The organism is Bradyrhizobium sp. G127, from assembly GCF_021502575.1.
Taxonomy (GTDB): Bacteria; Pseudomonadota; Alphaproteobacteria; order Rhizobiales; family Xanthobacteraceae; genus Afipia.
Genome location: NZ_JAKFGN010000001.1, coordinates 1,635,611 through 1,659,455, shown reverse-complemented (window position 1 = coordinate 1,659,455; position 23,845 = coordinate 1,635,611). Strand labels below are relative to the sequence as shown.

The following is a 23,845-nucleotide window of genomic DNA, read 5'->3' as shown; positions in this document are numbered from 1 at the left end:
TTCAGGGACTATAAGCTGAGCGACTGCACGTCAGCCGCTCGCTCAAAAGGACAACGACGTTGAATCTCCAGGCACCGGGTGCAATTGCGTCGGGCCAACCGATCTATTCATCGGTCGCCAATGTCGATCAATCCGACCCATTTACCGACGCTCTGCTCTTCATGGCGGCCTTTCATGGTCGCGCCATTACCCGCGACGCGCTGCTGTCCGGACTTCCTATTGTCGACAACCATCTCACTGTGAACCTCTTCAGCCGGGCTGCGCTTCGAGCGAGTCTGGAAGCCGAAGCGGTCAAGCGCGAAATCGCGGACATCCCGTCGCTTGTGCTACCGGCTGTGCTGGTCCTTCGCGACAAGAGCACCCGCATCTTGCTCCGAACCGACGGGCTTGTGGCCCAAATCATCAATCCTTCCACCAGTGAAACGATCACGGTTTCGATTGAACACCTGGCGAAAGACTATCTCGGCTATGCCTTTTTCATGCGTCCGGTTGCGATAGCCGGCGATCGCGTAGCCGCGGCGGCTGGCGGCGACACGCTCAAGACGCACTGGTTCTGGTCTGTCGTTCGGCGCTTCTGGGCAAACTACAGCCACGTTGCGATCGCTGCCTTTATCGTCAACATGCTGGCGCTTGCCGCGCCGCTTTTCACGATGAATGTGTACGATCGGGTGGTGCCGAATGGAGCGATCCCCTCGCTCATCGCGCTGGCAGTTGGGCTCGGCCTGGCAGTCATTTTTGATTTCATTATCCGGACCGTGCGTAGCCGCATCATCGACATGACCGGCAAGAAGATCGACGTCGTCCTGGCCGCGGATATCTTCGAGCACGTGCTGTCGATCAAGATGGCTCAACGTCCAACCTCTGTCGGCATTCTGGCGAACCAGATGCGGGACTTCGATTCGGTTCGCGAATTCTTCACCTCGGGCACAGTCGTTTCCGCAACCGATCTGCTGTTTGCCCTGCTGTTCATCGCGGTACTGTTCATGGTGGCAGGACCGTTGGCGTGGATTCCGGTGGCCGCACTACCGGTCATGATCGCGCTTGGCTTTATTCTTCAACGGCCACTAAATCGTGCGGTCAAGCGACTACAGGCGGAATCAAGCGCGAGACATGGTGTCCTTGTCGAGTCTCTGTCCTCGATCGAAACGGTCCGCGCGGCGGGCGCCGAAGCCAGAATGCAGAGCGCGTGGGAACGCTCCGTTGCCGCGACTGCCCGGTCCAGCGAGGACGTCCAGTTCTGGTCGAGCCTTTCTTTGACGCTGGCCGGAACGGCGCAGCAGTTAACCAGCCTGCTGATGATCGTCGTCGGCGTCTTCCTCATTCTTGATGGAAAGATCTCGATGGGCGCGCTCATCGCCGCCAACATGCTGGGCGGGCGGGTTCTCGCGCCGATTTCAGGAATCGCCGCTGTTATCACGCGCGCGACGCAGACGCTCAGCGCATTACGGTCTATTGATAAACTAATGTCGCTGGAACGTGAGCGCCCCGTTGGAAGAAGCTACATTGCCCGCGAGATTAAGGGAGAGTCCATCACGTTTGACGGCGTGCGGTTCAAGTATCCAAATGCCCCGCTGCATGCGCTGGACAACGTGACGTTCAAGATCAATCCCGGTGAACGCGTTGGCATCATCGGACGCATCGGCTCCGGCAAGACCACGGTCGGCCGGTTGATCAGCGGTTTTTACGAACCCGACGAAGGGCGTGTTCTCATCGATGGCGTCGATCTGAGGCAATACGATCCGGCAGACCTGCGTCGCGGCGTCGGGTTCGTCTTGCAGGATACCGATCTGTTTTACGGCAAGCTGCGCGACAACATCGCGCTTGGATATCCTGCAGCAACGGACGCAGAGATTCTGGAAGCCGCGCGCCTTGCCGGTGTCGAGCAATTCGCGGCGAACCATCCGCTCGGCTATGACTTGCCGATCGCAGAAGGTGGTCAGAGCCTTTCAGGCGGCCAGAAGCAGGCGATCGGCCTTGCCCGCGCGCTCATTCGCAAGCCGCAAATTTTATTTCTTGACGAGCCTACCGCACACTTCGACACACGAAGCGAAGCGGAATTCTTGGCGCGATTGAAAACGCTCGCCAATGGTGAAATGACCATCATCGTATCGACGCATCGGCTGTCGCTGCTTTCCCTGGTCGATCGGCTGCTGGTCTTCGACCAGGGCAAGCTCATTGCAGATGGGCCGCGTGATCTGATTATCGCAAAATTACAGGCCTCCGGACGAGGCCCCTCGACCACCGAACAACCGACACCAGCAGCGACCGGCAAGAATGCAGCAGTCTGATTTTTCTTTCGCAAACGACATTCGTGCCGCTGCCGAGCTCAAGACGCCTCGCACGTCGCGTATCTTGCTGGCATCGAGCGTCGCGCTGATACTGGTGGGATTGCTGTGGGCGCATTTTGCCGTCCTTGACGAGGTCAAGCGCGGCAATGGCCGCGTCGTATCATCCCGGCAAATTCAAGTCGTGCAAAGCCTCGAGGGAGGAATTGTTCTCGACATCGCGGTTCAGGAAGGCGCCATCGTCAAGCAGGGGCAGGTGCTCATGCGGATTGACGATACCAAGTTCTCCGCCGACCTTGGCGAGGTACGGGAACGGCGTGCAGCAAATGCCGCACGCGTGGCCCGTCTTGAAGCGGAGGTTCAGGGACGCGATAAGCCTGCTTTTAGCGATGAGCTCTTGAGGATCGCACCACAAATTGTAGAAACTGAGCGTAACGTTTTCGCAGCGCGAGTTAAGAAGGTGTCTCAGGACATTGACGTTCTGATACAGCAGGAAACCCGGCTCACCGATTCCCTGAAACTACTCAGCCGGGAGGTCGAGCTGACGCAGAATCTCTACGCCCAGAAAGTGGTTCCTGAAATAGAGATGCTGCGGCTTCAGCGTCAGGCCAGTGAAATGCGCGGACAACTCGCGGAAACGCAATCCCGCATCACGAATATCAAGACCGCGTTTCGCTCTCAGGCCGAGGAAGATCTCGCCAAGTCCCGCGGCGATCTTGCCGTCCTCGAAGAAACCACGAAATCTGCGCAGGATCGCGTGCGCCGCGCCGATCTCAAATCACCGGTTAATGGCATCGTCAACAAACTCAACGTGACGACGGTTGGCGCAGTCGTTCAGCCCGGCGCCAATTTGATGGATATTGTTCCTCTTGACGATTCACTGCTCGTGGAAGGACGAATCCGTCCGCAGGACATTGCATTCATTCGTCCAGCGCAGGACGCTGTCGTGAAGATCACCGCGTATGATTCTTCCGTATACGGTTCTCTGAAAGGCAAGGTCGAGCGCATCAGCGCTGACACGATAGCTGACGACAAGCCGGAGCGTGGCGAAAAGGGCGAGACCTTCTATCGCGTCATGGTGCGCACGGATAAGAACTATCTCGGCACGGCGGAGCGCCCTCTTCCGATCATTCCCGGGATGGTCGCCACTGTGGAAGTATTAACGGGAGAGAAATCGGTGCTCGATTACATGATCAAGCCAGCCCGTATGCTGCGCGATGAAGCCCTGCGGGAACGATAAACTCTCACCGTATCGCCTTATCCCGTATTGTTAATGGTTGGTGAATCCGGAATCGTTCAATTTTGAACGATCTGGCGAATGCCCGGTTGACCGTGCCACCGACAATACCCCCATCCCTTAAGCGCATTTAACCGGCCGACAGCCGGCCTCACGTATGACTGATCCCGATAACAAGGCGGGACGGAGATCGGCGCGAAGACGTCGACTGACAGTCCTGAAAAAACGGGACGTCAAACATGTCGCCTTTTCCGAAGGTGCCGAAAGCAATTGCGGTTGCGTGTATTGCTGTGTTCGCAACGCTGGCTGTCGCCGGATCGGCTCCCGATGCATGGGGCAAGTCGCGCAAGGCGGGGGCACAGCGGGCTGATGATTTCCTCGCGCCGATGGTGCCGCCCGCACCAGGACCGGCCAAGTTCTTCACCATCAATGCCGTTCTGGCGAAGCTCGACCGTCAGGCCAAGGGCCAGTCGGATCAGGTCCGCCTCGCCTCGCTGTCGCCCTCGGAAACACTGAGCGACATACCTGCGCCAGTTATCCAGACCCCGGCGATCGGTTTGGAGCCCTTCGGCCTGTTCGCATTCCGCGCGCCGGAAGGTGCGCTTTGGCGGAAATGGCGTGGCGTCGAGGCCGACGTCGAGAAGGAAAAAGCAGTTCTCGCCCGTTGCGAAACCGATGCGGACAATTGTCCCTTTCACGCTGCCCAATTTACACGGCTCATCAAGGCGATCAAAACCAGGAGCGGCCGCGCGCAACTCGATGAAGCCAATCGCGGCGTGAACACCGCGATCCGTTATGTCAGCGACATGACGCTGCACGGTGAGGTCGATCGCTGGAGCGCCCCGCTTGCGACGTTCGCGGCAGCGCGCGGCGACTGTGAGGATTATGCGATCGCGAAATATATCGCACTGCGCGAGGCCGGCTTTCCGATCGAAGATATGCGGCTTGTTCTGGTGCGCGACCGGTCCGTCCGGGAAGATCACGCCGTCCTGGCCGCACGGCATGACGGTCACTGGCTGATTATGGACAACCGTCGCGCGGCACTCATTGAGGATAACGATATCACATCGTTCACTCCGTTGTTTGCGATCAATCATCGCGGCGTCCATCTGTTCGCCACCCCGTATGCGAAGCGGATCATGCAGGACAACGAGACCACCGCTCCCGCCGCTGAAAGCGAGGATCGCGATCGCAACATCGATGCGAAAGCGCTTAACCAGAGCGAGCCAGCGACATCAGGCGGCGGCTTCGGCACCACGCCACTGCTCATCTAAAATCAGCTCGTTGAAAATAAAAAGGGCGCCGCGGGGCGCCCTTTTGTGCATTCAATTCTTCTCAACTGACAATATGGATGTTGCTGGCTTGCAGATTCACTGCGTTATCGAGCACAGCCAGAACTGCCTGGATTCCACCACTTGAATTTCCGTTTGAGTCGTAGAACAGCGTGTGCGTATCTGTATTGTAGTGGAAACGCTCGTTAGCCGAACCAAAGTTATCAGTAGCGTCGGCCTTGAACTGCGCCGCCGTAACCGCCACTCCGACCTGGAGACCGGTTGCCGTTCCGCCAAACTGAGACAGCAATATATCAATCGAGTCGCCATCAGCGCTACTGAAGTCGAGGATATGATCGGCCCCTGCGTGATTTGCGAAAGTGCCTCCGTCTGACGCAGACGTATACCTGAAATGATCTGCGCCGGTTCCGCCGACCAAAAGATCGCTTCCGCCACCACCGATCAAAGTGTCGCTCCCTCCATTTCCGAACAGCAGATCGTTGCCGCTATTCCCGGTCAAGATATCACCGTTGCTGTCATCAATAAGGATTGTGTTAGCGCTGGTCAGAACCGATCGACCGCCACTCCCATCAGTGCTGATGACATAGTCACCCGCACCAAGCGCGTAGCCCCCGATGGTTGCGCCATCGAATGAAATCTTTTCGATTTCCTCGCTGGAGCCGTTGAAGTGATCCGTGACCGTGATCTGCTGGCCATTGAACTGGATCACCAGGTTGTCGCTGCTTCCTTCCGAGAAATTCAGCGAGGTGAGCGCCTGACTTTCCGCCATGATCTGGATGCGATCAGAGCCGCCGCTGTCATTGATGGTGTCATTGCCATCGGCCAGACCAAAACGATAGGTGTCGTTGCCCGTTCCGCCGTTGAGGATGTCGTTGCCACCGTTGCCGATAAAGGTGTCGTTTCCGCCGTTTCCGTTCAGCGTATCGCTGCCGGAGCCCGAAATAAGAATCTCGGAGGCCGATGTGCCGGTGATCGTCGAGCCGCTTTGGCCCGTGATCGTGACCAGTCCATCGCTCGTAAGCGAGCCGTCCGACACCGTATAATGGAACGAGCCGGGAATATCGACATGGACGTTGTCGAAATAAGCTGTGGCTGTTTCGCTTGAACTATCCTTCGACGTCATCAATGCGCCCAGATCGAGCGTGTGACTACCGACACCAAGATCCAGTGTTATGGTGTAGGTTTTCCAACCAGTCGTGGCGTCATTCGATCCACTATTAGAGCCCGCCAGTTTGGCCACGTAAGAGTCCGAACCCGTTCCGTGGGTGGTTCCGTCCACAGCCATCAAAACCTGACCGTCGTCTCCCAAGTCAGTCCCAGAACTGAGTGTGAGATAATAATCGAATGTAATCGTAACCAGAGCCGCTGTCGTGAGGTTGAACGTACTACGCCAGCCGCCGGTCATATTGGTCGTGGGCGTATTGTTTTCGCCGCCAAGAAGGACTCGAAGCGCGGTGTTGGAGCCTGGCGCATTCGTTACGCGTGTACCTGAAGCCGGTTCTCCACCGCCGAATCGGCCGTCTGCATAGACGAACCCATTCTCATTCGACGCGAAATTCGCGTTGATAGGCTGGGTTGCAGCGGGCGGCGTGAACGTGACGTTCCCACCACTCAGGCCGGCTACACCGTTCACCGGATTGGTGACGTTTCCGAAGCTGAGCGGATCGCTGTCGGGATCGGTATCGTTGGCCAGCAGGACCGCCTTTGGAATGATGATCTGCGATCCGTCGATGATGTTGGTGATGACCTGATCGGCCACCGCAACGGGGGCATCGTTGGCATCGGTCACGCCGATCGTGAAGTTCTGCGTGCTGAACACACCGCTTGGATCGGCCGCCTTCACGGTGATGGTGTGGCTGGTCGTTGTCTCGAAATCGAGCAACGCTCCGTTCGCAACCGTCACAACACCGGTCGATGAATCGATGGCGAACCGGCCACCGGCGTTATTGGTCAACGAGTATGTGACCGCACCGCCGTTGACGTCGGTCGATGCCGCCGTGATCCCTACCGCCGTGCCGTTCGCGGCCCCTTCGGCAACGGAACCACCGGTGACACCGTTGCTGTCGGTCGGCACCGAAGGCGCGACATCAGTCACACCAATCGTGAAGGTCTGCGTGCTGAACAGTCCGTTGGCATCCGCCGCCTTCACGGTGATGGTGTGGCTGGTTGCCGTTTCGAAGTCGAGCAACGTTCCGTTCGCAACCGTCACAACACCTGTCGAGCCATTGATCGCAAAACGACCGCCAGCATCATCCATCAACGAGTACGTTACCGTACCACCATGGACGTCGGTCGATGCCGCCGTGATCCCCACCGCCGTGCCGTTCGCGGCCCCTTCGGCGACGGAACCGCCGGTCACGCCGTTGCTGTCGGTGGGTGCTGTCGGCGCGACGTCAGTCACATCGATCGTGAAAGTCTGCGTGCTGGACGCACCGCTTGGGTCGACCGCCTTCACGATGATGGTGTGGCTGGTCGCTCCCTCGTAATTGAGCAGCGCACTATTCGCCACCGTGACGATACCCGTCGAGCTATTAATCGCGAACCGGCCGCCGGCGTTGTCGGTCAACGAGTAGCTCACCGCGCCGCCGTTGACATCGGTCGATGCCGCCGTGATTCCCACCGCCGTACCGTTCGCCGCATCTTCGGAGACAGAACCGCCAGTGACGCCGTCGCTGTCGGTCGGCGCGGTCGGCGCGACGTCGGTCACGCTGACCGTGAAGTTCTGCGTGCTGAACGCACCGCTTGGGTCGGTGGCCTTCACCGTGATGGTGTGGCTGGTCGCTCCCTCGTAATTGAGCAGCGCACTATTCGCCACCGTGACGATACCCGTCGATGAATCGATGGCAAACCTGCCACCGGCATCGTTGGTCAAGGTGTAGCTGATCACATCGCCATCCGGATCGGTCGAAAGCGCCGTAATTCCAACGGCCGTGCCATTCGCCGCGCCTTCAGCGACACTACCGCCGCTCGGGGCGTTAGAGTCGGCCGGAACACCTGGCGTATCATTCTGCGGAGTGACGTGAATGGTGATCGTTGAGGTGTCACTGAGAGCCGGACCGCTGCCGATGTTGTCGCCATCATTGAAGACAATGGTGGCGGTGCGATCGGCACTGGTTGGATTTTGCGATGTCGAACTGAAGGCGATGGCCTTGATGATCGCTTCGACATTGGCATCGCTCGCATCCGAATCGAACGTAATAACCAGATGCGTCGTTCCGTATCCCGAGACGGTGCCAACAGACGTGCCGTTGATCCTCACGGTGGCATTGCCGTTAGTCAGCGTGAGCGTGCCGGCAGTGACGATTGTCAACTGATCACCCGCAACCGCGTTCGTCAGCGAAACATCGACCGAGCCGCCGCTGAAGTTCGACGGATTGTCTGGGTCCGTAACAGTCGCACCTGGAATGAGCTTGAGGGCGGCAGCATTCTCGATATAGGTCACCTCACTGGCATCCGGCGCAAGCACCGGCGCTTCGTTCACGTTCGTGACATTGACCGTGATGGTTTGGGTATCGGTGCCACCAGCGCCGTCCGCAACCTGGACCTGAACGACATAGCTATTGTTCGTATTCGAATCCGACGGAGATTCGTAATTCGGGGCAGCCACGAAAGACAACGCGCCAGTCGAAGCGTCGATCGTAAATTTTCCGGAGTCCGATCCACCGATGATCGAGTATGTCGGATTCGGGCCATCGATATCGGTCGAGGTAACCGTCGTCACCGCTGTCGTATTCTCGGCAACCGAGATCGAAGCCGTGGTGCCGCCGCCGTTGGATGTAATGATCGGCGCGTCGTCAGTCGCATTGACCGTGACGGTCAATGTGGCGCTATTGGACGGATCCCCGTCGCCGTCCACGAGAACGTAGGTGAATACATCGCTGGTCGTTACCGGGATATTCGACGGCGCAGTATAGGTCCAACTTCCGTTGGCAAAATTGAACGTCAGCTTGCCGCCGTTCGGCGTTATGACATTCGTAATGCTGGTGCCGGAAATATCGTCGCCTGAAACAGCGGGGGTACCGGGATCGATCTTGCTGGCCCCATTCCACGTATAGGTCGTTCCGCCCACCGAGATCGACAGAATCCGCCCGCCGTCAGCGCCGAACTTGTCCGCAGTGCCATCGGTGAGCACATTCCCGGAAACAGTGTGCACGGAAGATGTAATCGTGCCGACGAGCGCATTGGTATTACTGCCGATACCGATGTTATTGACAGCGTCGTTCGGGAAAGCAATCGGCGCAATGTCATTGTCGGGATTGGTAGATCCGACCTTAACGCCGTACACGGTTCCGATATTGTTAGTTGAAAGGAACTGCTCCCATGCGGTCTGATCGCTCGAGCCAATGCCCGTGCCGCTGTTGGGATCGCCGTCCGAGAGGAAATAGACGACTGTCTCCGATGCCGACGGCGTTGCATGGCTATTGAAGAAGCTGGTTACGCCCGCAAGCGCATTGTCGTAATCGGTGCCACCGCCGGAATGAAGATTGTTGATGTAAGTGATGGCGTTGGCGACGCTGACCCAGCCGGAATTGTGGGTATCGTCATTGAAATCAACGACAAGGACCTGACCGCCGTTGATGCCGGCATTCAGCAGATTGATCGCGGCTGCCTTTTCGATGTTGAGAGCGGTGCCGTCCACACTGCCCGACGTATCGATAACCAGGACGACATTTGTCGGACCGCTGCTCTCCCGCACAGATGCGGTGTTGTTGGATGCAATCGGCGCGTCATCGATGATGTTGATGTCCAGGAAGTCCGCGGTGGTATCATTATTTGAATCGGTCACGACGACTGCAAAGCGGTCGAATGTATCGTCACCGGACGTATTATCCATCAGCGTGTAGCTGTAATCGATCGTGCCAGCCACGATGCTGGTGATCGTCAGCGTGCCGATCCCCGCGTGAACGAACTGCTGACCGACCGACGTGACCTGCACGCCATCGATCGTCACAACTCCGGGACCATCGGCCGCGCCGTAGGAGATTTGGCCTGTCGTCTTTTCGGAATCGCCGGCGGAATCCGAGCCCGCGGGCTCATTGATTGCTGCAATAGTGCGCGCAGGAAGGCCTGCTTCCGAAACCGAACCATCCTGCACCGTCAGTGTCGGCAAGGTGTTGGCGTCGGAGGGCACGTAATCGATATGGATCGTGGCCGAGGCCTGATCGTTGTCGTAGTCGGACCCGACCAAAGTGAAGTCAAACGGACCGACATCCGCGCCAGCCACCAGTTGGGTGCCGCCGATGCCCTGAATCTTGACCTCTCCACTGTGCGCCGAGGTCGCTGTCAGTTCGAGCTTGTCGAAATGCGAAATATCGGTCGTCAGAGGATTACCGTCGGTGGTCGCGTTGTTCGCAAGAATATCGATCAGGTAGCTGCCGGCGCCGGCCTCGCTCTGGGGAATGGTCAACGTTCCCGTTTCATAGTGCCCGGTCGCACTGTCGATAGCCTTCCAACTGATAGTGACGTCGCCGCTCCCCGTCTGCATAAAGTGGAGATCTGTCTTCGTCATCGGACTGTCGAACTGCACCGTAAGGTGTTCGCCATTGCCGAAATTGTCACTATCGATACCGATGCCCTGTCCTGAGCCGTTCACGCTGTGACCGGCATCGGCAATAAAGGTGACCGATCCGAAGTCCTTTGCCGGCGTCGGCCCAAAGCCGCCTTTCAGATTTACAAAGGGAAGCGGGCTCGCGGTAATCGGCAAGTTATCGAGAGTAAAGGTGTATGTGCCGTTCGGATTGACGGTGAGAACATAATAAGGCTCTCCGCTGTCATCGAACGTGCCGGTGACGGTTATGATGCCCGCATCCGTACTGGTGGTGACGGTCACGCCTTCGATGGTTGGCGCGATGATATTGAAATGTCCCGGCTCATCAGCTCCCACGTGGAAGTTGAAGCTGCCGTGAACGACAGACCCGACCTGCGTGTCCGTTTGAGGATCGATGGCGTCGAAATAAGGAATGTCGTCGCGAACCACGATCTGGAAGTTGGCATTCGCCAGTGGCACAGCATCACCATCGCCGTCGATGGCAACGATCAAGCCACCAAGACTGATAGAAAGCTCATCCTCGAAAGCCTTCTCCGCCTCAGGAGTCGATGGATCGTTGATCAAAGGATGATCAATCTGATCGATCAACTGGAAGGTCCATGAACCATCCGCATTGACGGTCAGTGAGAATACACTACGCCCGTCGTGCGCCTTCGCCGTGACCGTATTGCCCGAAATAGCCGCGTCGTCGATCTCACCCCCCTTGGATTCCAGGTTGAGACCGGCAATCCAGCTCTTCGCATCAGCCTGCGTCACAAGCTTGAAGGCCGTGCTGCCAGGGCCATCGGCGCCAAAATGCACAAGTGCATTCAGCGAATTATTGACGTCCGAGTGGTAGGCTGCCTGATTTGTACCAGACGTTTCGCCGGAACGGCCGGAATCGGGATTTCCGACAGAAACTCCGGTCAAGGCATCTTCATCAACAGCTCCGGAGACAAAGCCATCGGCTATCACGACCGGCATGTCGTCATCGACCAGCACCTGGAATGTGCCATTGGCGTTATCGCCATCGCCGTCGGTTGCGGTGAAATTGAAGGTCAGCTTGATGTCATTCTCGGCATCGCCGGGAGCGTGATCGAGCTGCCCCTTGAGAATGAAATTGTACTTGCCGGTGTCTTCGTCGGACAGCGTGACCTCGAAAACAACGCGATCAGTATCCTGATATCCGTTGTTCGCCGCTCCGTTCTCGACATAACCGATCAGCTTCGTGTTATCAGCCAACAGCGCATAGTGAACGATCTCGCCGTGCGACTTCAAATCGCCGCTCACGCCAGCAACGCTGACAGTAGCATTGGCAAATGCGACCGAACGTCCCGTCAGACCGCCCAACCCGTGATCCTGCACGAAACTGCCGTCGAGATTGACAACATCTACCCCGGCATCTTCGTCATCGGCACCCCAATTGATCCCGAGGGCGCCTGTGGTGGAAGTGGCATTGCCCTGCACGTCACCCGGCTGGGTATCGTGGTTGCCATAAGGAACCAGACCGTCTTCATCAACCACGCCGACCGCGCTGAGCGACACATCGTCAATGAATGCGCCGTACGCGTTCGCAGTGCCTGCACCGCTGAAACCGACGATCGTGCTGGAACCCGTTGCCGTCAGAAGCACAGTGTACTGGTGCCAGCCGGCCGACGCGCCCGTCAGATCGACGTTGATAACGTCATTACCCCAGTGGATCCTGAAGTTGTTGCTGTCGCCGTTCGCTCCGAGTTTGCTGGTGTCGTCAAGCCGCGGCGCGTACCAGAAAGTCAGCTCGTAGGTCTGGCCGGCCTCCGTTGCAACGACCTGCTGGATCGTCGCATTGGTGATGCTGGTCGGATTCTTGTCGGTGCCGCCCTGATCCGCCGCCGGATATCCGAACGGATCGGAATCGAGCTCGACCTTTGACGAACCGGTATGTGCAGTTTGCCCGGCAACATTGCCGTGCTGGATTTCGAACGGAGCACCATCGGCACCCATCGTCCAGCCTGCGATGCTGTTGAAAATGTCCCAATTGTCGCCGACCAAATTGTGACCGAGCTCGAAGCTCCCGTTCACAATCAGATTGATACCGGCAACTGTCGGACCGTCATCCTCGAAGATTACGAGATTGGAAACGTCGAGAGCGGATGAAACCTTGTCGCCGTCGCCATCGGTCAGCGTCACCTTTACCGAAACGGAACCTGCTGCGAGCGAAATACCTTCGTCGAAGCTGGTGACGTCCGGATGATGGAGCGAAACGTATTGCGCGACGGAAACCACTCCCGTCACAGGATCGATCACCAGCGCAAACGCGGCAGGATCGCTGGAATCGACCGCGCCATTGTTGGCGTCATATCGCCCAACGATCAGGCCGTCTTCGCTCTGGAACAGCTTGATGATCTTGCCGTCAGTCGTCGTCAGGCCGGAATCAGTCCCGTTTACAGAAACGAAGCTGTAATGGACCGTATCGCTTGATGCCGGACCATCCATGCCCAAATCCGGTGTTCCGACTTTAACGACTGCCTTGCCATTGGTAGCGTATTGCGGCGATCCCATGCCAGGATCGGCGCCGGGATTGGCGACGTTGGCGAACAGTGCGGCAATGCCGGTATTCGCGGCGGTATCATCGCTGTCGTTATCAATTCCCGGAGTTTCATCGATGATGATCGCATCGACGAACTTGACGTTGGCGAGATAGGTGCCGGTATTGTCGCCGGCCGTCCCGATCTCACGGAATGTCAGGGTGCCAGATGTTCCCGTCGGAACGATATCCAGCGAAATCGTCTGCATCACGCCGGTGTGAGGATCAAATGTCCCAACCGCCACGTTATTCCACAGCACCTCGACCTTGGCATCGCCAAAGTCGCCCGAGTTGTGATCGGCTTCGCCAATTTCGAACGACAGCCGATATTTTTCGCCGACGGTCAGGCCGCTAACAATCTGCGAAAGCGTGAGGTTGCCGGGGCTCGCTTCAAGATCGACAATGAGACTGTTGGTCGGGCTATGGACTCCGCGATAACCATCGCCAACGCGCTCGAGTTGCGAACCTCCGATAGACCAGCCCCCGGCGTTAACGGTCGCAACACCGCTGCCCGTACCCCACTCGGGACTATTTGACGTAAACCCATCAAAGAACAGTCCGTTGCTGAGAGCATTCGATGTCAGCACGGGCGGAGCTGGGCCGTCATCGTCGAACGAAATAAAGGAAGACTCGTTGGAAATCAGCGAAACCGTCGCCGACGATGTCGCCGTATCGCCGTCGTCATCCGTAATCGTCACGGTCTGGGTCAGACCTAGGGAGCCGTTGCCTGCGATCAACAGCGAAATAGCTTCGTCGAGAACCGAAGGATCTTCGCTGCCACCGTGATCGACCGGCAGGAACTGATCGACCGCAATCTTGGCGTTGGCCGGATCGTTCGCATTCAGAATCGAGATGCGGAAAGCGACCAGTTCGTCGCCGCCGCCAGCGATGCCGTCGCCAGCGATCCGTCCTTCGATCGTATTCCCGGACTGATACAGCACAATCGTGCGGTAACCGTCGCTCGTGCCCTCGAGCACCGTGTTGTCGAGTGCTGTCACCTTGAGATTGGTCACAATCTGACCGCCGGTCAACGTGAAGCTGAGCGTTGCAGTCGTCGTGCCTGCGCCATCTGCGCCGTAATTGCTGGAAACGGAGAACAGTCCGGCGACCGCACCCGCGGCGGTTTCCAGATGTCCGATCGCTTCGCTGGCAGACGGATTCGTGGCGTTGGCGGGATTCGTCAGCAGTACCGGCGCGGCATTGAAGCTGCCCACCCCGTTCGACACATCGTCAAGATCGCCGTTGTGGTCGGCACCGGCCACTTCTGCCGGATTATAATGATCGCCGCCGTTCTGGATATTGTCGTGATCCGGATTAACGGTCTCGTCGAGGTTGAGCAGAAGCCCGGCAGGCGTCGGAGCCGTCGACTGATTGACGAGCACCACGGGCATGTCATCGTCCACGCCGACAATGAACGAACCTGAGACGCTATCGCCGTCCGAATCCGTCGCGGTGTAGTTGAAGGTGAGCGCTATATCATTCTCGTTGCCGCCATCGGCGTGATCGAGATTGTCGTGGAGCGTGAATTTGAACGAGCCGCTCGCGTCATCAGACAGGCTGACTTCGAAGACCAGACGGTCCGAGACCTGATAGCCGGCAGCCCCGCTGTCGACATAGCCAACAAGGCGCGTCCCTTCGTCCACGAGGGCGAATTTGACGACATCGCCGTTCGACTTCAGGGCAGACGTGCCACCCACGGTCACATTGGTGTCCGTAAACGTCAGGCTTCGGCCGATCAGACCGGAAACGCCATCCACCCCGTCCTGCTTGCCGCCAACATCATTGGCGTCGCCGTTGTCTGCGCCCCATTGGATATTGAGGGCTGATGTTACGGACGCCGAGTTGCTCGTCGCGTCGCCGATCTGATTGCCGTCGCCGATGCCATGTGCGTTGGCGTTGTTGAGACCGTCCTCGTCAACGACCGCATTGACCGCAAGCACCTGGACGTTGGCGATATACGTTCCGTGATAGCCCTCATCCTGCAACTCCCCCGGCAGCAGCGACGCGTGACCCGTTCCAATTTCATGGAACGAAAGCGTGTTATCGCTCGGCGTGTTCGATGCCGTGACGGTAAAGGCATATTTATCCAGCATGCCGCTGGAGACCGTCGTATCGATAACGCCGATCTTGGTGTTGCCCCAGTAAACTTCGAGCAGCGCAGTGCCGGGAAATGGCGCGCCAGCCTCGAACTGGATGACATAGGTCTGGCCACCGACCAGCGTGTGGTTCGGCGCGGCAAACGTCTGCGAAAGCTGATAGTTGCCCGGCGAAGCGCCGAGATCGATCATGCCGTTGTGGGTTGATGAGAACAGCCCATGGAAACCGTCGCTCTGACGTTCGAACTGGATTCCATTGACCGGCAGATCGGAAGGATCGCCAGCAATGGTCCAGCCGGGAACCGTGCCTTGTGGCGCCAACGAACCCCAGAACGCCGGGGGCGACCAGCTATTGCCTTCGACGAAATCTCCATTGGTCACCAGGTTCGTCGGAGCGGCCCCGACGACAGGAATATCGTCCCGAATCTGAATCGTGAACGCACCCGGGCCGAACGTCACAGTGTCACCATCACCGTCGCGCGCGATGATGTATTTCGAAAGATCGATCGATGTGCCGAGCAGATTTTCCCCACTACCTGCCGGATGGTCGACGTGATCCTTCAGGGTAAAGACATACGAACCGTCGTCATTGACGACGAGCGTGAATATTTCGCGATCGCCATTGCTGTAGCCAATGCCATTTCCGCTTTCAACATAACCACGCAGAGTCGTGCCATTGGACGAAATCAGCACATGCTGTGCAATACCGTTATCGGTCGATGTCAGGCCGGAATCGATCGGACTCTGGGTCTTGAGCGAGAAGGCATTGGTCGCGTGCGCGCCATCCGCGCCGAAATTCACCAGCGCGTTGAGCGTGCCGATAGCGCCCGTGAATGTCGCGGATGCGGATGTGGGTCCGGTTTCACCCGGACGCCCGGCATCCGGATTACCCGCGCCGCCGCTCGCGAGGGTCAAACCATCTTCATCGACTTCGACGCTGATGGTGCCCGCCACCATCTTCGGGCCGTCGTCCTTGAACTCAATCCGGGTCCCGATATCGACCAAGTCGGTATCGAAATCCCCGTCTCCATCCGTCGCGGTCACTGCAACGAACAGCACTCCATCCTTGATATCGATTGTCTCATTGTAGTCGGCAGCGGTGCTGCCCGCATCCGGGTGATACAGCGAGACGTACTGAACGAGCAAAATCTGACCCGTGCTCGGGTCGATAGTGAGCGCAAACGCGGCGAATTCATTACTCGTGTCGCCGTCGTTCCCTGGCCTGCCGTCACCCCCCACTTCATATCGGCCGACAATATAATTGCCGTCCTGGAACAGGTAGATGCTGCGGCCTTCCGTGGTCTTGAGACCGGAATCGATATTGTTGTGGTCCAATTGCAAGGCGTATTTCAGTGCCCCTTCAGCCTTGGGTCCATCCGCGCCGTAGTCGACGCTGAACTGAACGATCGCACCGGTGCTCTGGGCATATCCAATCGGCCCGCTGGCCGGTGGAACATGCGGATCTTCACCTTTCAGGCCGGAGACGTTTGCAAACAAAACCGACAAGTCAGCGGCGGAATCGTCGCTCCCGGGGTCAACGCCGGGCGTTTCATCGTGGACGACATCCGCGCCAGACTTGAGCTTGAGATGGGAAATCTCGGGACCGTCATCCTGGAAAACGATGCGACTACCAATATCGACCGACGCCGAACTAACGTCTCCATCGGAATCCGTGACCGTAATTTTTGCAAAGATTTTGTCGTCAAGCGTCTGCTGAACCGGGTGATTGTCCCCCGGCGACGCATCATTCCAGTTGGTTCCGTTGTCGTTGCTTTCGTCGGAATCGCCCCGGTCGTCATGCTGGATCGAGAGATACTGGGCAACGCTGATCTGGCCGTTCTGACCGAGATAAATGGCGAAGGCTGCGGGATCGGTCAGCTTCGAGACCGAACCATTTCCATCGAGATCAGCTCGCCCGACGATCAGATCGCCTTCCTTAACCAGCCAGATGTTGAGGCCTTCTGTGGTCTTCAGGCCGGAATCGACGCTGGTGAAACCGCTTTGGAGTTCCAGCGAGAATACACGCGTGGCGGCGGGTGCGTCGGCGCCAATGACGGAAGTGTCGATAACGATCGCGTCGCCGTCGCGGGCATAACCAATCGCGTCAGTATGATTATTCGGGGTGACGTCCGGATCGTCGCCCTTGTTCTCTAAACCGCCGAACGCGGCCTGGGCACCTGCTGACAACTGACCGAACGTTACATCATCGGCACCATCGATACCGGGTGTCTCGTCGTGGATAAGGCTTTCGTTTCCATTGAGCCTGATCTGAGCAACCGGATGATCGTCCTGAACTTTGACGATGAACTTGCCGTCCAGGGTGATGGTGTCGCCGTCATAGTCGGTCGCAGTAATAATGTGACCGAAGTTGATCCCGTCGATCAAGGTAAAGCCGCCCGGCTGATCCGAACGCAATGCGAAGTCGTCGGCAGGATCGGACGAGTTCTGGTGCATCAACTCGTCATACAAACGGAATTCATAAGCGCCGGTCGTCTGATCAACCCGGAGTTCGAAAACAGGATTGCCCGTGTTCCCGACTTCGTTGGGACCGAAATTGGGATCGGGCTCATAGCCCGTCAGGATAACCCAGTTACCGGATGTCGACGTCGTATAGAAAAGTTTGAGTCCGTTCTCGCTCGCCGGCTGAACCGACTGTTTCGAAAACAGTCCGAGACTCGTCATGTATTCGACGGCATTGTCGGCAAATCCGAAAATGTGCGGCTGCTGTTCACCACCCTGCGGATAAGCATCGGCGCCGATGCTTACCGTACCCGCGAGACTTCCAAAGATGTAAGCCGGACCTCCGAACACCTGACTCGGATCACCGGTCGCCGATCCGTCAGCACTACCATCGTCCGGGCTAGTGCCCCTCGACCATGGCGTCGCAATATCGTTCTCGGTCACAATCCGCGTCACAACCTCGCCGGTTGCAACCGGAATGTCATCGATCACGGTAACGGCGAACGCGTCGCCGGTGAGCGTTACGGGATCGCCGTCCCCATCGACGGCGTGGATGAGAGTTGTGAGATTGATGTCGAGCAGATTTTCGAGATTGTCGCCGACCACTCCGTTAAGGGTCGGATGATCGATCTGGTCGTTCAACGTGAATTCGTAGTCACCGTTGGCCAACACATGAAGCGTGAAGACATGACGTGTGCCCGCCCACGCCTCAATGGTGGTCTCGCCGGCGGCGCTGCTGAAAACCGTGTACTTGACGTCTTCGCCAAGCGACTTGACGTTGTTGCCTGCGGTGTCCTTGACGAAATCATTTGCCGGGTTGCCGTCGCTGGTTACGTCCAGAATCGAGAACGTAAGCGTGCCGTCGCCACCGGTAACAAGGCCCGCAAGCGAGCCTTTGACATGAAGCGTGGTGATGGTGTGGTCGCTCGGGATATCGGCGTCGCCGCCCGGGAAAGAACTTTCGTCTTCATTGCCTTGACCGGCCGCAGTGTTTTCGAGGAAAGGAGAAAGCTCTTCCTCCTCGACAATGCCCCTGACCCGCGCGCCTGCGACCTGCGTCGGAAAAAGGTCCACCGCAGCAACCGGCGTGGTTTCGGTTGTGATGACGAAATTCCCGAGTTCCTCCTGACCAAGCAGATCAAGCGGATTTCCGGTATTGAGCGGATCGACCGAGCTATCATGGAAGTTCGCGCCGCTCGCTGCGCCGTTGCCATCGCCTGCTGCCGGCAGAACCGACTGATCGTCCGTGATAGGGAAAATGCTGGCGAACTGTTCGCCGGACACATCGCGTCCCGCGCCCAAATCGACATTGAAATTGCTGAGCGGCTTGCCGGTCGAATCGAAGAACGGCTCGACGGTCACCGTCGACCGATTGTCGAAAAGAATGATCAGCTTTGTGCCGACATGAACGAGAGTCATTTTCTCGTTCGCGACGGACGACATATCGAGCTTGGTGTTTTGATCGAAGCCAAGATCAAGCGTGACGGCCTGATCACCTTGCGGTTTGACGACCTTCACAATCTTTGGCGAAGAAGAACCTTGAGGTGACGCAACATTCGCCTGTGCAATAACTACACGCTCATTCATGACTTCGCCCTCGTAAAAAACTTTGCGGGCAATCAACCACTGACCGCAAAAATTTAGAAAATATTAATATTTATATTCACTTAACTTGATGGAACCGTCAACAAAACGGCGGGCGGAAATCACCGTTCGTTGGGCACTTGGTTAAATTGGCAACACAACTAAAGGTTGTGTAAGGCGTGCCATCCTCTATGCCGGGCTTGTCCGAATGGACAGGTTCCGTTAATGATTGCGGCGAGGGTCTTGAAAATGATGATATTTAAGCGATTTTTTGCGCTGGCTGCCTTGGCCGTTGCTTCGTTAGGAGCGCTATCAGGAGCCGCGCAGGCTGGCGGACTGTGTGCCGATTTTGTTTTGACCTGCGAAAATGGGCGCAGCTACCCATTTTGTCCCCGGGCTATCAGCGAGGCGGGTGACATTGTGACGGGCAATCTGGTGACCGGACCGCACAGCAGCGTGCATATGCGCCTTATTCCGATGGGGGTCGGATATCGATACGCCGGTAGGGGAATCTGGTTTGACGGGTTTGAGAGCGCCGCAGCGCTCTATCTCGACAAGAACGCGCCCTTGGCATGCACCGTTTCCCGGCGGGCCGGCGAGCCGCCAGTGACGCCCGTTCTCTATACTAAGTATTGATCATTTCGGATGGCTGCCGGCGGAAGCTGACGCGTTCCCGCGTCGCTTCCGACCGCGTTCCATTAGCCTTCGATCACGCGTTCCACATACACGCGGCGGCAATCCATCTCGTATTCCAGATCCTTCACCGGCGGACGGTTGAAGTACCAGGTCAGTCCCTGACGGAAGATACCGCGCTTTCCAAGCTCGCTTTCGATAAACGGATAGATGTCGTGGACGGTGTAAAGCTGCGTGGCGGTGACCTGGCTCCAGTCGCCGCCAAATGCGCTCATGCGGCGCTCCATCTCGCCGAGAACCCACTTCGCCTTCTCCAGCATCGCGGCTGGTGACGTGTCGCCCAAACGAACAGCGTGATCGCGATAGTTCCCTTTTCCTTCGGGCGCTTCGCCGCTACCCGCAATTACAAAAGACGCCGGAGCATTCGCGGCAGGCACCGTATAGGTAAAGGCATGGAAGCCCGGCTCAGCGGGCGGATCGATCTTCGGACAGACGTTGCTACGCGCCACCGGATTGAGACCATTCGGGAAAGCGACGCCCCATGACTTAAGTGTCCCCGTGTAAACTTCGTTGAACTTGACGAAGCCCTCTTCGGTGAACGGCGCCGGCGAACGCAACTCACACGCCGCAAAAGCGGTCAGCGGCCGGCCCGCATCCTTTAACACCTGCGCGATGCGCTCGAACCCTGCCTTGATCGGTACCGGCTTGGTGAACCGCACGCGCTCCAGAGTGAACCCCTGCAGCGCTGCGACGCCGGCGGAATACTGGCTGACGCCGGGCATGAACCTGTAGCCACCGTTAGGCGCTTCAACTGTCTCAATCATGTTGCCTCTTCTTATTGAACGGATTTTCTTTCAGGTCGGATTCAAATTATTCTTCGAGAACGCCGAGATAAGCGTCGCGAATAATCGGATCGGCCAGCAGTTCCGCTCCGGACCCCGACCGGACGATGCGGCCCATGTCCATGACAAAGGCCGCGTGACACAGATCGAGCGCGGTCGTCACATCCTGCTCGACCAACAGGATCGACATGCCTTCGGCGTTAAGCGCACGGAGCGCCGCGACAAGCTGCTCGACAAGCAAGGGGGACAGGCCGAGAGACAACTCGTCGATCATCAGCAGTTTCGGCGCGCTCATCAGGCCACGCCCGATCGCGCACATCTGCTGCTCGCCGCCCGAAAGTGTCGCGGCTGCCTGATTGCGGCGCTCGAACAGCTTCGGAAACGTCGTGTAAACGCGATCCATGTCGCGGCTGATCTCGGTGCGTGTTGCCTTGCGTGAATAGGCGCCCATCAAGAGATTGTCTTCGATGCTCATGGCGCCGAACAGCCGCCGGCCTTCCGGGACGTGCACGATCCCGTGCGAGAGGATTTCCGCCGCGTTTGCACTGGAAAGATCAAGACCATCGGCACGATAGCTTCCGGACTGAATCGGAATCAGACCCGACAGCGCACGCATCAGTGTCGTCTTTCCTGCGCCGTTGGAGCCGATCAGCGCGGTGATTTCGCCTCTGCGGACAACAAGATCGATGCCCCACAGCACCTGGACCTCGCCATAGCCTGCGCGCAACTGGTGCAGTTCGAGAATGGGAGTCTCAGCCATGGCCCCCAGCCCTCTGTGCATATTGCTGGCCGAGATAGGCCTCCACGACCGCAGGATTCTTGATCACGTCGCGCGGCGCACCGTCGGCAATCAACTGGCCGTTATGCAGCACGACGATCCGCGTGCAGACATTCAACACTACCTTCATCAGATGCTCGATCATCACGATGGTAATGCCGCTTTCGGCGAGCTGATGGATCAGCTTCGTGGCACGCTCGACTTCAGCACTGTTCAAACCAGCATTGACCTCGTCCAGGAACAGCAGCTTCGGCTTCATCGCCAAAGCTTTCGCCAGTTCCAACCGCTTGCGCATTGCCAGCGTCAGCGTCGCCGCAGACTGATCGGACTGTGCTTCGAGGCCGACGAACGCGAGATGCGCCCTTGCCTCCTCGCGCGCAGTCCGAATGCTCTCGCCCGGCTGCGAAAACAACGCCGCCGCGGCGACATTATCCAGCGCGCTGAATTCCGCGAACGGCTGCACGATCTGGAATGTACGCGACAACCCCAAGCGTGCGGACTGATAGGTCTTTACACGCGTAATGTCCCGCCCCATGAACGTCACCGTGCCGGAACTGGCCGGTGTGACGCCGGTCACAACGTTCACGAGCGTGGTCTTACCCGCGCCGTTGGGGCCAATCAGGCCAAGAACCTCGCCTTTGCTGACGCTGAGCGAAACATCGCGCAGCGCCTTCAGGCCGCTGAAATTGCGCGAGACGGATTCGAGCTTGAGAATCTCAGACACGCTTTGGCCTCCACGACAGGAGGCGATCGCGGAATGACATCAGGCCGTGCGGCAGGAACAGCAGCAGGATGACAATCAGCACGCCAAGCACACCGCTGTGAATCTGGATGTAGTTGCGCCAGACCACTTCCTCGAGACCGAGATAGACAAATGCTCCGATCAGGACGCCGAGCGGCGAGCCGACGCCGCCGATCAGTGCCATGACAATGGGCTTCACCGAATAAAGAATGTCGAACACATCCGACGGGTCGATGTAGTGAACCCACGCCGCGTAGACGCCACCGGCAGCGCCGACGAAACACGCGGATAGCCCGAAAGCGATACTCTTGTAGAGAGTGGTGTTGAGGCCGATCATGTTGGCGGCAGTCTCGTTCTGCCGGATGCAGGCGAGGCCGAAGCCGAGCTTGGAACCCGCAACCAGAATCACCATCACCGCGGTGCCAAGCAGCAAGCCCCACATCAGATAGAAGAAGAATGTAGCCTCGGCCATCACGCCAGACGATGCGGCGCTCACCGGGATATTCAGTCCCATGCCGCCGCCGGTCAGGTCAGTGGCATTGTTGACCAGTTCGCGCAGCACTTCCATCAGCGACAGACTTGCGATGGCAAAGTAATGCCCCCGCAAGCGCAGCAGCGCCGCGCCGAGCAGCGCCGCCATTACGAACGAGAGCAGGCCCGCGATTGCAACGGACGCCACAAGCGGCGAGCCCTTGCCGATCAGCACGCCGGCGGCGTATGCGCCAAAACCGAAGAATGCGGCGGTGGCGAACGAAGGATAACCCGCGAAGCCGCCGACGATATTCCACGACAGCGCGAGAATGCCGTACATGCAGGCGATGGTGCCAAGACGCAGTGCATAGGACCCGCCGAAGAACGGCAGCGTAGCGACACAAACGACCAGTGCCAACAGGATGAGGTTTGACCGGGTCATTCAAAGCCCTTTCGGCCGAGCAGGCCCTGCGGGCGAACGATCAGGAAGACAATCAGCAACGCGAACGACAGCGTGGTCGCATGGGCCGGCCCCATCACCGCCGACCCGATCCCCTCGATCAGCGCCAACAGGATGCCGCCCGCCAGCGCCCCCGACACGCTGCCAAGACCGCCGAGAACACAAACAACGAAAGCCTTACCGAGATAGGCCGAGGACGTCAGCGGCGAGATCGGGAAGATCAGCGCCATCAGCACGCCGGCACAACCCGCCAGCGCAGCGCCGAGGCCGAAAGCAATGGCATAAATCGAATTCACATCGACGCCCATGAGCCTCGCGGCGTCGCGGTCGAGACGGACGGCCACGATGGCGCGTCCGACGCGCAGGCGTCGCAGGATCAGATACAGAATTCCTGTCAGCGCCAGCGCTGCTGCGGTGGCGATCAAACGATCGACCGGCACCACCACGTCGAAGATCGAGACCGACCCCATCGGCGGCGTCAGCACCAGCTTCCGGTAATCCGCCTTGAAGAAATAGATCATCGCGTTGTTGAGGATCAGGTCGAGACCGAAGGTGAGCGTCAGCGTCACCAGCACCGGCGCGGTGATCACACGATTGAGAATCACGCGCTGGAGCATGTAGCCGATTGCGAAGAACGCCGGCGCGGCAACAATGAGCGAATACCAAGGCGAGAGGTGCAGCGAGTTGTAGAGACCCCAGGCCAGATAGGCGCCGAGCACGATGAACGAGCCGTGAATCAGGTTGATGACGTTCAGCACGCCCCAGACCAGCGAGAAGCCGATTGCGATACACGCATAAAGGCAACCCAGCACCAGAGCATTGATGAGTATCTGGGCCGCCAGCATGTCGTGTATCCACCTTCTCTCAGTTTG

At 58.2% G+C, this 23,845-nt stretch carries 10 protein-coding genes; 4 read left to right on the top strand and 6 right to left on the bottom strand.

Annotation, left to right across the window (positions count from 1 at the left end):
• Window positions 1-59 precede the first annotated feature (59 nt).
• From LVY71_RS07955 to LVY71_RS07945, 3 genes are all read left to right on the top strand, one after another.
• The gene (locus LVY71_RS07955; RefSeq protein ID WP_235099259.1) at window positions 60-2,288 is read left to right on the top strand and encodes a type I secretion system permease/ATPase; all 2,229 of its coding nucleotides are present in this window, start codon (window positions 60-62) and stop codon (window positions 2,286-2,288) included.
• Window positions 2,275-3,525, top strand: a complete 1,251-nt coding sequence (locus LVY71_RS07950) for an HlyD family type I secretion periplasmic adaptor subunit (protein WP_235099258.1) — start codon at window positions 2,275-2,277, stop codon at window positions 3,523-3,525. The genes LVY71_RS07955 and LVY71_RS07950 overlap by 14 nt, the downstream gene beginning before the upstream one ends.
• A 236-nt stretch (window positions 3,526-3,761) precedes the next feature.
• Complete coding sequence (locus LVY71_RS07945; RefSeq protein WP_235099257.1) at window positions 3,762-4,796, top strand: transglutaminase-like cysteine peptidase; 1,035 nt, start codon at window positions 3,762-3,764, stop codon at window positions 4,794-4,796.
• A 61-nt stretch (window positions 4,797-4,857) separates the two neighbouring features.
• Here LVY71_RS07945 and LVY71_RS07940 read toward each other — a convergent pair whose 3' ends face one another.
• Window positions 4,858-19,050 carry a DUF5801 repeats-in-toxin domain-containing protein gene (locus tag LVY71_RS07940; RefSeq protein WP_235099256.1) on the bottom strand — a complete coding sequence of 4,731 codons (14,193 nt, stop codon included), beginning with the start codon at window positions 19,048-19,050 and terminating at the stop codon, window positions 4,858-4,860.
• Between the two features lie 246 nt (window positions 19,051-19,296).
• Between LVY71_RS07940 and LVY71_RS07935 the strand changes: the two genes are divergently transcribed.
• On the top strand, window positions 19,297-19,683 hold the full coding sequence (locus LVY71_RS07935; protein ID WP_235099255.1) for a hypothetical protein: 387 nt from the start codon (window positions 19,297-19,299) through the stop codon (window positions 19,681-19,683).
• A gap of 62 nt (window positions 19,684-19,745) precedes the next feature.
• On the opposite strand, the gene cnbZ is transcribed toward LVY71_RS07935, so the two are convergent.
• Genes cnbZ through LVY71_RS07910 form a run of 5 tightly spaced genes read right to left on the bottom strand, consistent with a single transcriptional unit; the run spans window position 19,746 to window position 23,818 of the window.
• Window positions 19,746-20,504 carry a 2-amino-5-chloromuconate deaminase CnbZ gene (gene cnbZ, locus LVY71_RS07930; RefSeq protein ID WP_235099254.1) on the bottom strand — a complete coding sequence of 253 codons (759 nt, stop codon included), beginning with the start codon at window positions 20,502-20,504 and terminating at the stop codon, window positions 19,746-19,748.
• A gap of 46 nt (window positions 20,505-20,550) precedes the next feature.
• Window positions 20,551-21,282 (bottom strand): ABC transporter ATP-binding protein, encoded by a 732-nt coding sequence (locus tag LVY71_RS07925; RefSeq protein WP_235099253.1) that lies wholly within the window; start codon window positions 21,280-21,282, stop codon window positions 20,551-20,553.
• Window positions 21,275-22,024 carry an ABC transporter ATP-binding protein gene (locus tag LVY71_RS07920; RefSeq protein WP_235099252.1) on the bottom strand — a complete coding sequence of 250 codons (750 nt, stop codon included), beginning with the start codon at window positions 22,022-22,024 and terminating at the stop codon, window positions 21,275-21,277. Before LVY71_RS07920 ends, LVY71_RS07925 begins: the two co-directional genes overlap by 8 nt.
• Window positions 22,017-22,955 carry a branched-chain amino acid ABC transporter permease gene (locus tag LVY71_RS07915; protein WP_235099251.1) on the bottom strand — a complete coding sequence of 313 codons (939 nt, stop codon included), beginning with the start codon at window positions 22,953-22,955 and terminating at the stop codon, window positions 22,017-22,019. Before LVY71_RS07915 ends, LVY71_RS07920 begins: the two co-directional genes overlap by 8 nt.
• The gene (locus tag LVY71_RS07910; protein ID WP_235099250.1) at window positions 22,952-23,818 is read right to left on the bottom strand and encodes a branched-chain amino acid ABC transporter permease; all 867 of its coding nucleotides are present in this window, start codon (window positions 23,816-23,818) and stop codon (window positions 22,952-22,954) included. Before LVY71_RS07910 ends, LVY71_RS07915 begins: the two co-directional genes overlap by 4 nt.
• Between the last annotated feature and the right edge of the window lie 27 nt (window positions 23,819-23,845).